Origin of the sequence: Roseovarius litorisediminis, assembly GCF_900172295.1 — a bacterium.
Classification (GTDB): domain Bacteria; phylum Pseudomonadota; class Alphaproteobacteria; order Rhodobacterales; family Rhodobacteraceae; genus Roseovarius; species Roseovarius litorisediminis.
In genome coordinates this window covers 1-12,246 of record NZ_FWFL01000009.1, presented here as the reverse complement: position 1 = coordinate 12,246, position 12,246 = coordinate 1, and the positions used below count along the sequence as shown (strand labels likewise).

General features: G+C 59.0%; 15 protein-coding genes. 10 read left to right on the top strand and 5 right to left on the bottom strand.

Going from position 1 to position 12,246, the window contains the following annotated elements:
* Positions 1–97: 97 nt before the first annotated feature.
* Both PEL8287_RS15590 and recO read left to right on the top strand, forming a co-directional pair.
* On the top strand, positions 98–622 hold the full coding sequence (locus PEL8287_RS15590) for a universal stress protein (RefSeq protein WP_176228669.1): 525 nt from the start codon (positions 98–100) through the stop codon (positions 620–622).
* A gap of 80 nt (positions 623–702) precedes the next feature.
* The gene (gene recO, locus PEL8287_RS15585) at positions 703–1,443 is read left to right on the top strand and encodes a DNA repair protein RecO (protein WP_085893365.1); all 741 of its coding nucleotides are present in this window, start codon (positions 703–705) and stop codon (positions 1,441–1,443) included.
* A gap of 52 nt (positions 1,444–1,495) precedes the next feature.
* On the opposite strand, the gene PEL8287_RS15580 is transcribed toward recO, so the two are convergent.
* Both PEL8287_RS15580 and PEL8287_RS15575 read right to left on the bottom strand, forming a co-directional pair.
* A complete protein-coding gene (locus PEL8287_RS15580; protein WP_085893364.1) occupies positions 1,496–1,888 on the bottom strand; it encodes an META domain-containing protein in 393 nt (130 codons plus the stop codon).
* A 5-nt stretch (positions 1,889–1,893) separates the two neighbouring features.
* Complete coding sequence (locus tag PEL8287_RS15575) at positions 1,894–2,505, bottom strand: TetR/AcrR family transcriptional regulator (protein ID WP_235862318.1); 612 nt, start codon at positions 2,503–2,505, stop codon at positions 1,894–1,896.
* Positions 2,506–2,746: 241 nt separating this feature from the next.
* Here PEL8287_RS15575 and fosX point away from each other — a divergent pair, with 241 nt between their 5' ends.
* Genes fosX through PEL8287_RS15560 form a run of 3 tightly spaced genes read left to right on the top strand, consistent with a single transcriptional unit; the run spans position 2,747 to position 4,432 of the window.
* Positions 2,747–3,166, top strand: a complete 420-nt coding sequence (gene fosX, locus PEL8287_RS15570) for a FosX/FosE/FosI family fosfomycin resistance hydrolase (RefSeq protein WP_085893363.1) — start codon at positions 2,747–2,749, stop codon at positions 3,164–3,166.
* Positions 3,163–4,008 carry an EamA family transporter gene (locus PEL8287_RS15565; RefSeq protein ID WP_217807691.1) on the top strand — a complete coding sequence of 282 codons (846 nt, stop codon included), beginning with the start codon at positions 3,163–3,165 and terminating at the stop codon, positions 4,006–4,008. Before fosX ends, PEL8287_RS15565 begins: the two co-directional genes overlap by 4 nt.
* A 19-nt stretch (positions 4,009–4,027) precedes the next feature.
* Positions 4,028–4,432, top strand: a complete 405-nt coding sequence (locus PEL8287_RS15560; RefSeq protein WP_085893362.1) for a VOC family protein — start codon at positions 4,028–4,030, stop codon at positions 4,430–4,432.
* A 12-nt stretch (positions 4,433–4,444) separates the two neighbouring features.
* On the opposite strand, the gene PEL8287_RS15555 is transcribed toward PEL8287_RS15560, so the two are convergent.
* Positions 4,445–5,131 (bottom strand): DUF1045 domain-containing protein, encoded by a 687-nt coding sequence (locus tag PEL8287_RS15555; RefSeq protein ID WP_085893361.1) that lies wholly within the window; start codon positions 5,129–5,131, stop codon positions 4,445–4,447.
* A gap of 161 nt (positions 5,132–5,292) precedes the next feature.
* On the opposite strand from PEL8287_RS15555, the gene PEL8287_RS15550 reads away from it, so the two are divergent.
* Together PEL8287_RS15550 and PEL8287_RS15545 are read left to right on the top strand one after the other, a co-directional pair.
* Positions 5,293–5,991, top strand: a complete 699-nt coding sequence (locus PEL8287_RS15550) for a fumarylacetoacetate hydrolase family protein (RefSeq protein ID WP_085893360.1) — start codon at positions 5,293–5,295, stop codon at positions 5,989–5,991.
* Positions 5,992–6,016: 25 nt separating this feature from the next.
* A complete protein-coding gene (locus PEL8287_RS15545; protein ID WP_085893359.1) occupies positions 6,017–6,988 on the top strand; it encodes an SLAC1 anion channel family protein in 972 nt (323 codons plus the stop codon).
* Positions 6,989–6,991: 3 nt separating this feature from the next.
* On the opposite strand, the gene PEL8287_RS15540 is transcribed toward PEL8287_RS15545, so the two are convergent.
* Positions 6,992–8,677: an acyl-CoA dehydrogenase family protein gene (locus PEL8287_RS15540; RefSeq protein WP_085893358.1), complete on the bottom strand. Its 1,686-nt coding sequence runs from the start codon at positions 8,675–8,677 to the stop codon at positions 6,992–6,994.
* A 147-nt stretch (positions 8,678–8,824) separates the two neighbouring features.
* Between PEL8287_RS15540 and PEL8287_RS15535 the strand changes: the two genes are divergently transcribed.
* Positions 8,825–9,598 carry a sulfite exporter TauE/SafE family protein gene (locus PEL8287_RS15535; protein WP_085893357.1) on the top strand — a complete coding sequence of 258 codons (774 nt, stop codon included), beginning with the start codon at positions 8,825–8,827 and terminating at the stop codon, positions 9,596–9,598.
* Positions 9,599–9,780: 182 nt separating this feature from the next.
* Here the strand turns inward: PEL8287_RS15535 and PEL8287_RS15530 are convergent, their stop codons facing one another.
* A complete protein-coding gene (locus PEL8287_RS15530; protein WP_085893356.1) occupies positions 9,781–11,142 on the bottom strand; it encodes a cytochrome P450 in 1,362 nt (453 codons plus the stop codon).
* 118 nt (positions 11,143–11,260) lie between these two features.
* Here PEL8287_RS15530 and PEL8287_RS15525 point away from each other — a divergent pair, with 118 nt between their 5' ends.
* Together PEL8287_RS15525 and PEL8287_RS15520 are read left to right on the top strand one after the other, a co-directional pair.
* On the top strand, positions 11,261–11,968 hold the full coding sequence (locus PEL8287_RS15525; protein WP_085893355.1) for a hypothetical protein: 708 nt from the start codon (positions 11,261–11,263) through the stop codon (positions 11,966–11,968).
* 151 nt (positions 11,969–12,119) lie between these two features.
* Positions 12,120–12,246 (top strand): GTP-binding protein (locus PEL8287_RS15520; RefSeq protein WP_229861849.1); only part of this gene is annotated, 127 nt, incomplete at its 3' end.

Sequence of the window (12,246 nt, the reverse complement as noted above, 5' to 3'; positions counted from 1 at the left end):
CACCCGCGTTGACGCACGTCAATGCGCCGGAGCGTTTGCTCCATTATCCTTAATTTCACCCTGCCAATGGCGCGGGCCGCGAAATGAGGAGAAAAAAATGAAACATATACTTGTGGCAACGGACGGGTCTGACGCCTCATCTAGGGCTGTTGAGCAGGCGGCTGAGCTTGCCGCGAAATTTGATGTACCACTGACGGTGGGCCATGTTCTTCATTTTGAACGCCCCGCCAACGAGCTGGCGCGGATGGCCGAGGTTGAACACATGGTGCGGCACGCAACGCAGGCATCCGGTGTGAATTTCCCAAACGTGCCCGATACGATGCTGGGGCTGTTCAAGGACACAGCGCCTGGCGACAACACTGTGCGTCTGATCACGGTGATTGGCGAAGAAATCGTGAAACGCGCGGTGGATCGCGCCAAGGAACTGGGCGTCAAAACTACCAAGACCATGATATCGCAAGGCGATACAGCTGATGCAATTCTTGATATGATTGACGAGACCGGTACGGACATGTGTGTTGTGGGGCATCGCGGGCTGGGGCGTGTGAAAACGATGCTTTTGGGCAGCGTGGCACTGAAAGTCGTGCAGCAAGCCGGTTGTTCGGTGTTGTCTGTACGATAATGCTCACAGCGCAATTGTGCGGGGCTTGGCAACCTGCGTGATCTGGTGTCGAATGGTTCCGAACGGGCAAGGGACCAGCGATGGAGTGGCGCGATCAGGGCATTTTGCTGTCCAGCCGGACACATGGTGAAACCTCGGCGATCATTGAGGTGTTGACGCCGTCGCGGGGGCGGCATGCGGGGGTGGTGCGCGGGGGAACTTCGCGCAAGCTGGCGCCGGTGCTACAACCCGGTGCGCAACTGGACCTGGCGTGGCGTGCGCGGCTGGAAGATCACCTGGGTACTTTTCAGGTCGAGCCGCTGCGCTCGCGTGCTGCGGCATCCATGGGCGACCGGCTGGCGCTGGCGGGGTTGAACGCGGTTACGGCGTTGTTGCTTTTTTCCCTGCCCGAACGCGAGGCGCACCCGGCGCTTTACCGGCGAACCGAGATGCTGTTGGACCTGCTGGGGCAGGGTGAGGTGTGGCCGCTTGCCTATCTCAACTGGGAACTGGCCCTGCTGGAAGAGCTGGGCTTTGGTCTGGATTTGAGTGCCTGCGCGGTCAATGGCGCCAAGGCGAATGATCTGAGCTATGTCTCGCCGCGCACCGGGCGGGCGGTGTCGCGCGCAGGCGCCGGGGAATGGGCTGACCGGCTGTTGCCCCTGCCACCCTGCCTGCTGGGTCAGGGACCCGCCCCCGATAGCGAGATTGTCGAGGGTTTTCGCCTGACCGGGTATTTCCTGCGCAACCGTTTAGCGCCCGAATTGGGGCACAAGCCGCTGCCCGAGGCACGGCAAAGGTTTGTCGACCGGTTTGAGGCGAGGATTTCAGCCGCAGAATAGAGAATTGCTTGTCAACCTTTACCGGGTTGCGTCGCCAGTGTTTGACCGGATCTTATTCGCTGGTTCGGAAAACCATTTCGCGACCCGCATCATTGCTGAGGATCAGCGTATCACCAGCCACTTCGGCAAGGCTCATTTCGGAAAGCGCGGCAAGATAGACTGTTTCGGCTGCCAGATCGGGGCAGGCGCGGCGCGTGGCGCCAACGTTTTCGGCCTTGAACCACGGATAAGGTGCCGTTTGAGCCCCGAAATAGTGGTTGCAAGGGGCGTCACCCGACAGTTTGCCCTCTTCCGGGAAGCTGAGTGTGGTACGGGCCTCAAACGGCTGGCCATCAATTTCGTGCAGTTGCCAGATAATGCCGGCAGCGCCATAAGCGGCCACGGTTTCATCCCCTCTGCAATTTACCAGCACCCAGAGCGCCACGATGATCAGTGTCAGCCGCATATCGGTTACCTTAACGCCAGAACCAGATCCACCAGCGATCCCATTGCGTCGCCGTTGCGATCGGCATCGCTGTCGTCCAGCTCTTCCATGCCGATGCTGGCGGCATAGATGATCCGCGCCATTTCTGCATTGCCGATGCCGGTCTTGTACAGCAAATCACCTAGATAGGCCAACCGCTTGGCATCCACACGGGCAACGGTTTCGAACGCTTTGGCATTGCCTTTGGCCCAGGCCCGGATTGCGGGTTCGGCCGTCAGCCCCATCTGATCGGACGCGCCTTTCTGGGCGATCACCTGCCCCATACGGCGCAGTCGTCCGACGTCGGTGTATTCGTCAGCCAGGGCGTTGACAATATCGGTGATGGCCTGTGTTTCCCACTGGGCCAGAAGGGCGGCGTGATAAGCCGGAACGTCGGCGAAATGCCAGTAGAACGACCCTTTGGTCGCCCCCAGCCGGCGGGCCAGTGGTTCGGCTTTCAAGGCCTCGGGGCCATCTTGCAACAGGGCCTGAAACCCGGTCTGCAACCAGTCCTGTGCGTTCAAGCGTTTTGAGGGGGCGGATGTCATGCACGCGGAATAGTCCCAGCCACAGCCACCTTCAAGGCGCGCGAATGTCACAGGCGCAATCCTGCCAGTAGGTGCTGTGTTGATTGCGTATCCCGATAAGAAAAGCGGACGGCCACAGGGGCCGCCCTTTTTGGTGCTGAAATTCGAGGTCGATGAAATCAAAACTGACGTTAGGTTAGCTTTTGGACATTTGTGTAAAGGTAATGTGGTGTTTCCGTGACAATCCTGTCCGGGCTGCTCTAAGCTTGATTCGTAGACGGATTGGCAGGCAAGCGCAGGAATAGGCAAAAAAATGAGCAGTGGACTATCCCACATCACTTTCATCGTGTCCGATCTGGACCGGATGCAGGCGATTCTTGAATCCCTGTTGGGCGCGGTTTGTGTCTATGACAGCAAGAACAAGCAATTCTCGCTGTCCGAAGAACGGTTTTTTCTGGTGGGCGAGGTCTGGATTGCCACCATGCTGGGTGATCCGTTGCCCTCGCGCACATACAATCACGTGGCCTTCAAGATTGAGGAAGCCGAATTTGACAACTGTATGGCCCGCATCAAGGCTTTGGGGCTGGATCTGCTTCCGCCACGCCCAAGGGTCGAGGGCGAAGGGCGGTCGCTGTATTTTCACGGTCCCGACAATCACCTGTTCGAGCTGCACACCGGCACGCTGGCCGAGCGGCTGAAAAGCTATGCCGCAATCACCGGGTCCGCACCGTGAGCGGCGGAGTATTTGCCATCGTGATGCTGGCAGCGTTGCTGCATGCTGCGTGGAATGCGCTTGTCAAAGGTGGCGCTGACAAAACTGTGGCAATGGTGGCCGTGGTATTGGGGCAGGCGATTGCCGCGCTGACCGCAGCGGGGTTTGCACCTGTGCCAAATCCGGAATGCTGGCCCTGGCTGATTGCGGGGGCCGTGCTGCATTTTGGTTATCAGATATTTCTGGTGGCCGCCTATCGGCTGGGGGATCTGACGCAGGTCTATCCGATTGCGCGCGGGGTCTCGCCGCTGCTGGTGGCGCTGGCGTCAGTGCTGTTTCTGGGGGTGGTGTTTTCGCGCCTTGAATGGCTGGCCATCGGGATGATTGCAATCGGCATTGCCAGCATCAGCCTTGTGCGCCGTGCAGATGGGCTGTTTCAGGGCAAGGCTGCGGTGCTGGCGCTGACAACGGGCGGATTTATCGCGTCCTATTCGATTGTTGACGGCATAGGCGCGCGGATTGCCGGGACATCGCTGGGGTTTTACAGCTGGCTTGCGGTGCTGAACGGAATTGCCATGGCGGTTGTGGCCTGGTGGTGGCGGCCAGAACTTTTGCCGATGGCATTGCGCCAGTTTAAAACATTGATCCTGGGCGGTGGCGCCTCGTTTGTGGCCTATGCGCTGGTGGTCTATGCCTTCACACATTCACCGATTGCCCTTGTTACAGCCTTGCGGGAAACCAGCATTGTTTTTGCGTTGTTGATTGGCGTGGTTTTCCTGAAGGAACGGCTGAACCTGCTCAAGGTTGCGGCCACGGCTGCAACGCTGTCGGGGGCTGCACTGCTGCGGATTTCCAAGGGGTAAATCTGAAAGGATACATAAGGTGGACACCGAGAGCACCACATTGGGGATCGACCATCTGGGGCTGACAGTCGCCGATCTGCAGGCCAGTCTTGAGTTTTTCACCAAGGCCCTTGGGTGGGAGAAGTTTGGCGGAAATCCCGATTACCCTTCGGCCTATGTGACCGACGGCCATGCCAAGCTGACCCTCTGGCAACAAAAAAACCGGGGCAGCGGGTTTGACCGTCATACCAATGTGGGCCTGCATCACACGGCGTTGAAACTGCCCGATGCGGCAGCGCTGCAACGCCTTTACGAACGGGTGAAAGACTGGCCAGGGGTCGAGGTGGAATTTGCGCCGGAACTGTCTGGTAAAGGCCCCAAACAGCATTTCATGATTCTGGAGCCAGGGGGCACAAGACTGGAATTTTCCTATGACCCAAGGTGATCTTAGCCTGTCCTAGCCTTCAAGCTGGCGACGTTCGATTAGGTGGAACCTTCCTTGATCATCCTCGCCCATCAACGATAATGCGTCGATCGTAAAGCATGACGGGATCAGGGGGGACAGCAGAGGCGTCAGTATCTCATGCACCTGCCGCGCCCGTGCCTTTGGCAGTTTTGAAGTCAGGGTGATGTGAAACCGAAAGGCTTGCATCACATAGGGATAACCCCATTCGTGCAAGAGTGCCTCGTGCTCGGCGTCCAGACCATTGGCGCGGCGGCGGGCCAGTTCTGTTTTGGTAAGGGGGGCACGGAACCGGTCAAATCCCCGTACCGTTTCCGCCGCCAGCGCGTTGAGTGCGGCCTGATTGCCGATAGGAATCAGCGCCAGAAACCTGCCCAACAGGGCGATTTCCAAACCATCCAGCGTGACCGGTGCGCCAGCCTTACAAAAGGCTGCGAAATACGCCTGCAGTGCTGCATCGCCCTGACCAGGGGCCAGACGGAAAGGCGGTTTCATCGTTGCATGCAGCCCATACTTACCGGGTTGTTCCGTGATCTCATGCAAGGGTACTGGCAGGCCGTCGATCTGCGGGTGCTGAACCTGCATTCCTGTCGCCGGATCCCAGCCCAGCCATTCCTTGCCAAACTCGGCCAGAGGCCCAGGTGGGGGCGTGTAGTAGATGGCAAATCTGTTGAACGGCATGCGGTCCCTCGGTGTGTTCCAGCCACCGGCGGGGCTGCGTGAGGATCTAATGACATAATCTTTACCCCCGCGCCAAGGCCGATGGCCTTCGGATCGCTTTGACACCTGCCCGGTCAGGCCGCATAACGCGTCTCGTACCCTCTGATGTCGCCGGAGCTGACATGACCCAACCGCTATTTGATATGCCCGCCAACCCTTGCGTTCCTGTTTCGGGGCGCGATGAAACCTTTCCGGTGCGCCGGATCTTCTGTGTTGGACGCAATTATGCTGCCCATGCCGCTGAAATGGGCAACGAGGTGGATCGCGAAGCGCCGTTTTACTTTACCAAATCCGCCCATGCACTGTGTGATACAGGCCGCACCATTCCCTATCCGCCGGGTACGCAGGAATGCCACTACGAGATGGAGTTCGTGGTCGCCATCGGCGCGCCTGCCTTTCGGGTGTCTTCCGACGCGGCGTTGCAGGCCGTCTTTGGTTATGCCTGCGGCATTGACCTGACCCGCCGTGACCTGCAAGGGGCCGCCAAGGACAAGCGCCGCCCCTGGGATCTGGGCAAGGATTTCGAAAATTCGGCGATAATCGCACCCATCACACCGGCGTCGAAGTTTGGCGATATCGGGGATCAGGCCATTCGGCTGTTGCATGACGACGCCCTGGCGCAACAGGCCACGCTGCGCGATATGGTCTGGTCGGTTCCTGAAATAATTTCCCATCTGTCGGGATTCTATCACCTGCAGCCGGGAGACCTTATCTATACCGGTACACCTGCGGGGGTAGGTCCGGTGAAACCGGGTAGCCGGTTGCAGGGCACAATTGACGGGCTGACAGACCTGCATCTGACCATCGCAGCGCCCGAGTGATCAGCATCGGAAAGCGTGTGATCTGATGGCCAACACGGCAAAGAATTCTTTGATCTGGCTTGAGCATGTGCCGGTGACCCTGTTCACGCTTGGCATGGGGTTAAGTGGTTTTTCACTGGCCCTGCGCGCAGGAGAACGGGCCCTTGGCCTGACCAATGTGCTGTCTCTGGCGGCCTGCGCCCTTGCCATCGGCGTTTTTCTGGCGGTGTGTCTGGCCTATCTGGCCAAGGCCCTGCGCCACCCCTCCGCAGTCGCGGCCGAGTGGAACAACCCGGTGAAACTGGCCTTTTTCCCGGCCATTTCAATCTCACTTCTTTTGCTGTCAGCCGCGCTGCTGAATCTTTCGATGCCCGTTGCCCGGCTGCTGTGGTGCATTGCTGTGCCTTTACAGGGCGTGCTGACCATTGCCGTCATATCCGGCTGGATCAGCGCGCGGGCCTTTCTGCATGGTCATTTGTCACCTGCGTGGTTCATTCCGGTTGTGGGAAATGTGATTGTACCCATCGCCGGGGTGCAGCTGGGCTATGTCGAGACCAGTTGGTTTTACGCATCGGTCGGGCTGATTTTCTGGATCGTTTTGTTGTCCCTGGTGATGAACCGGCTGATCTTTCATGATCCGTTGCCGGAACGTCTGCAGCCGACCCTTGTGATCCTGATTGCCCCGCCTGCCGTGGGCTTTCTGGGCTGGGTGCAGTTGGTGGGCGAGGTCGATTCCTTTGCCCGTATACTTTTGAACGGCGCCTACCTGTTTTCCCTGATCGTGGCGGTGCAGTTGCCACGCATTCTGCGCCTGCCATTTTCGCTGTCATTCTGGGCGCTGTCTTTTCCGTTTGCCGGGGTGACCATTGCCAGTTTCACCTATGCCGAGGCTACCGGATCAATGCCGCACACAGTAATCGGCCTTGCCCTGCTGGCCTTGCTGTGCGTGATCATTGCCGCGCTTTTGATCCGTACCGCCGGGGCGGTACGGTCGGGGGCGGTGTTTCAGCCGGACTAGAGGTTAGCCCAGCAAGCGCCGTGCAATCACTTGCGCCTGAATTTCGGCAGCCCCTTCAAAGATGTTCAGAATACGGGCATCACACAGGATGCGGCTGATCTTGTATTCCATGGCAAAGCCGTTGCCGCCGTGGATTTGCAGACCGTTGTCAGCCGCAGCCCAGGCCACACGCGCACCCAGTAGTTTGGCCATCCCTGCCTCAAGGTCACAACGGTGGCCGTGATCCTTTTCCCAGGCTGAATAATAGGTCAGCTGACGGGCGATCATGATCTCAACGGCCATCATCGCCAGCTTGCCCGATACGCGGGGAAATTCGATCAGAGATTTACTGAATTGCTTGCGGTCGATGGCATATTGCATCGCCACATCAAGCGCCGATTGCGCCACACCGATGGCGCGCGCGGCGGTCTGGATACGGGCGGATTCAAAGGTTTCCATCAGCTGTTTAAAGCCTTTACCCTCTTCCCCGCCCAGCAGGTTTTCCCCTTTGACGTGGAAGTTATCAAAGCCCAGTTCGTATTCCTTCATGCCGCGGTAACCCAGTACTTCGATCTCGCCACCGGTCATACCTTCTGTGGGAAACGGATTTTCATCCGTGCCGGGTGTCTTTTCGGCCAGGAACATCGACAGGCCCCGGTGATCGGTGCTGTCGGGATTGGTGCGTGCCAGCAGCGTCATCACATGAGTACGCGCGGCATGGGTGATCCAGGTTTTATTGCCGGTAATGCGATAATCATCGCCATCCTTGACGGCGCGGGTGCGCAGACTGCCAAGGTCGGACCCGGTGTTGGGTTCGGTAAAAACGGCCGTAGGCAGGATTTCGGCACTGGCCAGTTTCGGCAGCCAGTTTGCCTTTTGCGCGTCGGTGCCGCCGCAAATGATCAATTCGGCTGCAATTTCGCTGCGCGTGCCAAGGCTGCCGACGCCGATGTAGCCGCGGCTAAGCTCTTCGGAAACAACCACCATCGAGGCCTTGGAAAGGCCAAAACCGCCGAATTCTTCGGGGATGGTCAGGCCGAACACGCCCATTTCGGCCAGCTCTTCGATGATTTCCATCGGGATCAGTTCATCCTTGAGGTGCCAGTCATGGGCGAAAGGTTCGACCTTTTCCACAGCGAAGCGGCGGAATTGTTCGCGTATCATCTCAAGCTCGTCATCCAGACCGGTGCGGCCTACGGTAATCTCGGCGTTGCGTTCCTGCATCAGCTCAACCAGACGGGTGCGCGCGGCCTGGGTGTTTCCGCCCTGGGTAAGCCTGGCAATTGCCGGGTCCGAAAGAGCGGATGTGTCAGCATCGGTCAGGCCCAGGTCCTGCAGGCGGATGACCTCGCCCTGGTTCATCTGGATGCCACCCTTTATCTGGCTGAGGTATTCGCCAAACGCGATCTGGTGAATCAGCTGCTCGACCTCGCCGAACCTGCCGTCTTTCTGCAGCCGGGTGGCCCAATGCTGCATCTGCCGCAATGATTCCATATAGGTGGCCAGCCAAGCCAGTCCGTGCGCCGAAGTCTGGTTCGCTTCAATTGCCGCGCCAGATACCCGCCCCTCGATGCTAACCAGTTGGCGCACATTACTTTTTGCTGCTTCGAAGACAGCCACGACCGGGGCCAGTGCCGCGCCGGTAAGGGCCATCAAATCGTCTAGAATGATTGGGTTTGCCATTGCAATATCCTGTCCGTCATGCGCCATGAATCACATCCTTTTGCAGTTGCGCATGGTTCTATCTATTTCGCAGCTGCAGCGCAACTATTATGCCAATTTTTATTGGATTTTGTTCGAAAATTACGCATTGAATTTTTGCAGTGCAGCGCTGGGCTAGGGTGGTAAGAAGGGCCCATGGACGTTTTTTTACAGATCGGCCCCCTGTGGTTCTGGGCGCTTGCCTTTGCCATCGCGATGCTTGCGGGGGTGGTCAAAGGCGTCGTTGGCTTTGCGATGCCCATGGTAATGATTTCAGGTCTGGGATCTGTGGTGTCGCCCGAAATGGCGCTGGCGGGGCTGATTCTGCCCACCTTGGTGACCAACCTGTGGCAGGCTCTGCGGCAGGGATTTGGGGCGGCTTGGGGATCAGTGCGGCGGTTTCGGGTGTTTCTGATCACTGGCGGGCTTGTCATGCTGGTCAGCGCACAGCTGGTCCGGGTGATACCAAATACGTGGATGTTGCTGATGCTGGGCGTGCCGATCACGATCTACGCCTTGCTGACCCTGATCGGGCGGCCGATCCGCCTGTCGCATGATCCCGGTCCGCGGGGCGAGGCGGTGATTGGCGGAGTAGCCGGGTTTTTTGGCGGAATTTCAGGTGTTTGGGGACCGCCAACGGTTGTCATGTTGACGGCGCGCGGCACGGAGATTGCCGAACAGATGCGTATTCAGGGTGTTATTTACGGGTCAGGTGCGTTGCTGTTGCTGGGGGCCCATATAGGATCAGGCGTGTTGCGATCCGAGACGTTGCCGCTGTCGCTGGCAATGGTGCCACCCGCCGTTCTGGGGCTGTGGCTGGGGTTCAGATTGCAGGATCGGTTTGACCAGAAAACCTTTCGCAAGGTTACGCTGGCCGTACTGCTGTTGGCTGGATTGAACCTTGTCCGGCGGGGCCTTTTTGCACTCTGAAAAGGGGGGCGCGGCCCGCGCACTGCGAAAGTGCTACGCAGCGTTCAGGGACAAGCAATACTCGGCAGATCGGATGCCCAGCGAGGAACTGCGCCTTGCAATACGCCCCCCTCGGGTGTGCGTTCCAAAAGATTTTGCTTGGGACACCCGTTCCGATGACAGGCGGCCCCCTGAGGTGGGTTTCAGGGCCCGCCAAGCGGTTCGGCCTCAAGCCAGACACCGCCCTGGGGCCGAAGCGTGATGATCATCACCGGATCGGGATCCCGGCCCTGAACAGGCGTAAACCGAAACCGCGAAAACAGTGTGGCCAGAATGATCACCGCCTCTTGCAGGGCAAAGGAGGCGCCGATGCAAATCCGCGGGCCATCGCCAAACGGCAGGTAGGCATAGCGCGGCACCGCCTTGCGATCGGCAAACCGGTCGGGGCGGAAGGCATCCGGATCGTCCCACAGCTGCACATTTCGGTGCAGCGCATAGATCGGCACGATTACCGTATCGCCCTTGCGTATTTCGCGCCCGCAAAGCGTGTCATTTGCCATTGCCGTACGCGAGATCATGCCCGCAGGGGGATAAAGCCGCAAAGCCTCGTCGGCGATCATCCGGATGAACGGCAGCTTGGCCACATCCGCACCTGTGGCGGCACGCCCTTGCAGTACTGTTTGCGCCTCGGCATGGGCGCGGCCCTGCACCTCCTGGTCGAAGGCGCAAAGGTACAGGGACCAGGCCAGTGTCAGCGCCGTCGTTTCGTGACCGGCAACGATAAACGTCAGAAGGTTATCGCGCAGCTCGGCTGTGTTCATGCGGCGTTTGGTTTCAGGGTCTTCACCTTCAAGCAACAAATCCAGCAGGTCGGGTACACCTGCATGACCGCGGTTTCGGCGGGCCTCGACGGCCTCATCGGCGACGCGTTTCATCTCTTTCACGGCGCCGCCTGCCAGAATCCGCCCCGGCCGCGGTACCCAGTCCGGAAACCCCATGATGTCGAACAGCGAGATCCGGCCGGCCTCGGCGATATAGGCGTCGATGCCGCGATGCACCGCGTCCGAGTCAAACATGCCATCGCCGGAAAAGGTAACATCGGCAATCACATCAAAGGTGGTGCGCACCATATCGGCGGCCATGTCGACCGCACGCGGGCCTGCAGCCGCAATTCGCTCGCAACTGCGCTCGGCGGCGGCGGTCATGATCGGGGCAAGATTCATCACATTGCGATGTGAAAACACCGGGGCCGCCACCCGCCGCTGCCAGCGCCAGTGCGCGCCTTCCGCAATGAAAAGCGACTCGCCGATCGCCGGGCGCAGAAGGTTCTTCGTGACCAGCGACTTGGGGTAGTCATCCAGGTTTTCCAGCAGAATGTGCCGGATGGCATCGGGGTCCATCACCATATGCCACCGCTTGCCGGTGCGGCCCGACACCATCGGTTGTTTGGTCGCGATATCGGGGATGATGCTAAGCACATTGTGTCGCGCTGCCTGAAGGCTGGCCCAGATGCCCATTGGCTGGGTCACCAGCGGCACACGTACAGGTATATCGGCAGACGTCATCAGAGGCCTTTCGTTGGCATGCCTCTGATATAGGGGCTGGCAGGCCCTGGGGCAAATCATTGCACCCTTTGCCGGGCTGCGTTATCGGGGACGAACGAAAATCCTGAAGGGGGACCCGATGTACCGTCTTGCTGTTCTGCTGATTGGCCTGCTGGCCGTTGCCGGCTGTACCAATCCCAATGACCTGGATGAAGCCCCCGCCTATCTGGGGAACTTCGCGTTGGGGCATAATGTTGTGGTGGCCCCGAACCTGACCAAAGGCCCGGTGTCGCGCGATGCAAGCAAGGAAGAATGGATCGACGAGATGAAGGCCGCGATTGATGAACGGTTCGGCCGCTACGACGGCACCAGGCTGTATCATCTGGGCATCAGCGTCGAAGGCTATGTTCTGGCGATACCGGGTGTTCCGATTGTGGCCTCGCCAAAGTCGGCACTGGTTCTCAACGTCACCGCCTGGGACGACGCGGCGGGTGGCAAGCTGAACGAAAAACCGCATCAGGTGATCGTGGCTGAAACGATTTCCGGGAACACCATCTTTGGCTCGGGGCTGACCCAGTCGAAGCAAAAGCAGATGCACAACCTGACCCGCAATGCCGCCAAGCAGATCCAGAACTGGCTGGTGAAGATGAATAACGATGAAGGCTGGTTCGAGGATGACGGCCTGCCTGCCAAACGAAAGCCGCGGCAAGGCGCACCTGAGCCGGATCAGTCCCTTGTTGCAGACGAAGCGGACGCCGAGGCACCGGAAGCTACAGAAGAGACCAGTGTCATCGTTGAAGACCCGGCCGTGGCCCCGGACATGCAAACGGACGATGCAGAAGGCTGAACGCCGGTGGCTTTCCGATCGCTGCAACAGGCCCGCACCAATTGGCGTGACCCGCAAGGAAGCGCTTGATTTTCAGCCCGCAAGCCAATAAACGGCGCGCGGAGTAAATAATCGGGCTGAAACGCCCCCCAACTGACAAGGCGCCTCAGATATGGCTAAGGAAAAGTTTGACCGCTCGAAACCGCACGTAAACATTGGCACGATTGGTCACGTTGACCACGGCAAGACGACGCTGACGGCTGCGATTACGAAGTATTTCGGTGATTTCAAGGCGTATG

Bases quoted from the DNA above. Each gene is read 5' to 3' on its own strand.
- PEL8287_RS15590 (WP_176228669.1), top strand. From the start codon at position 98: ATGAAACATATACTTGTGGCAACGGACGGGTCTGACGCCTCATCTAGG.
- recO (WP_085893365.1), top strand. From the start codon at position 703: ATGGAGTGGCGCGATCAGGGCATTTTGCTGTCCAGCCGGACACATGGT.
- PEL8287_RS15580 (WP_085893364.1), bottom strand. From the start codon at position 1,888: ATGCGGCTGACACTGATCATCGTGGCGCTCTGGGTGCTGGTAAATTGC.
- fosX (WP_085893363.1), top strand. From the start codon at position 2,747: ATGAGCAGTGGACTATCCCACATCACTTTCATCGTGTCCGATCTGGAC.
- PEL8287_RS15555 (WP_085893361.1), bottom strand. From the start codon at position 5,131: ATGCCGTTCAACAGATTTGCCATCTACTACACGCCCCCACCTGGGCCT.
- PEL8287_RS15550 (WP_085893360.1), top strand. From the start codon at position 5,293: ATGACCCAACCGCTATTTGATATGCCCGCCAACCCTTGCGTTCCTGTT.
- PEL8287_RS15545 (WP_085893359.1), top strand. From the start codon at position 6,017: ATGGCCAACACGGCAAAGAATTCTTTGATCTGGCTTGAGCATGTGCCG.
- PEL8287_RS15540 (WP_085893358.1), bottom strand. From the start codon at position 8,677: ATGGCGCATGACGGACAGGATATTGCAATGGCAAACCCAATCATTCTA.
- PEL8287_RS15535 (WP_085893357.1), top strand. From the start codon at position 8,825: ATGGACGTTTTTTTACAGATCGGCCCCCTGTGGTTCTGGGCGCTTGCC.
- PEL8287_RS15530 (WP_085893356.1), bottom strand. From the start codon at position 11,142: ATGACGTCTGCCGATATACCTGTACGTGTGCCGCTGGTGACCCAGCCA.
- PEL8287_RS15525 (WP_085893355.1), top strand. From the start codon at position 11,261: ATGTACCGTCTTGCTGTTCTGCTGATTGGCCTGCTGGCCGTTGCCGGC.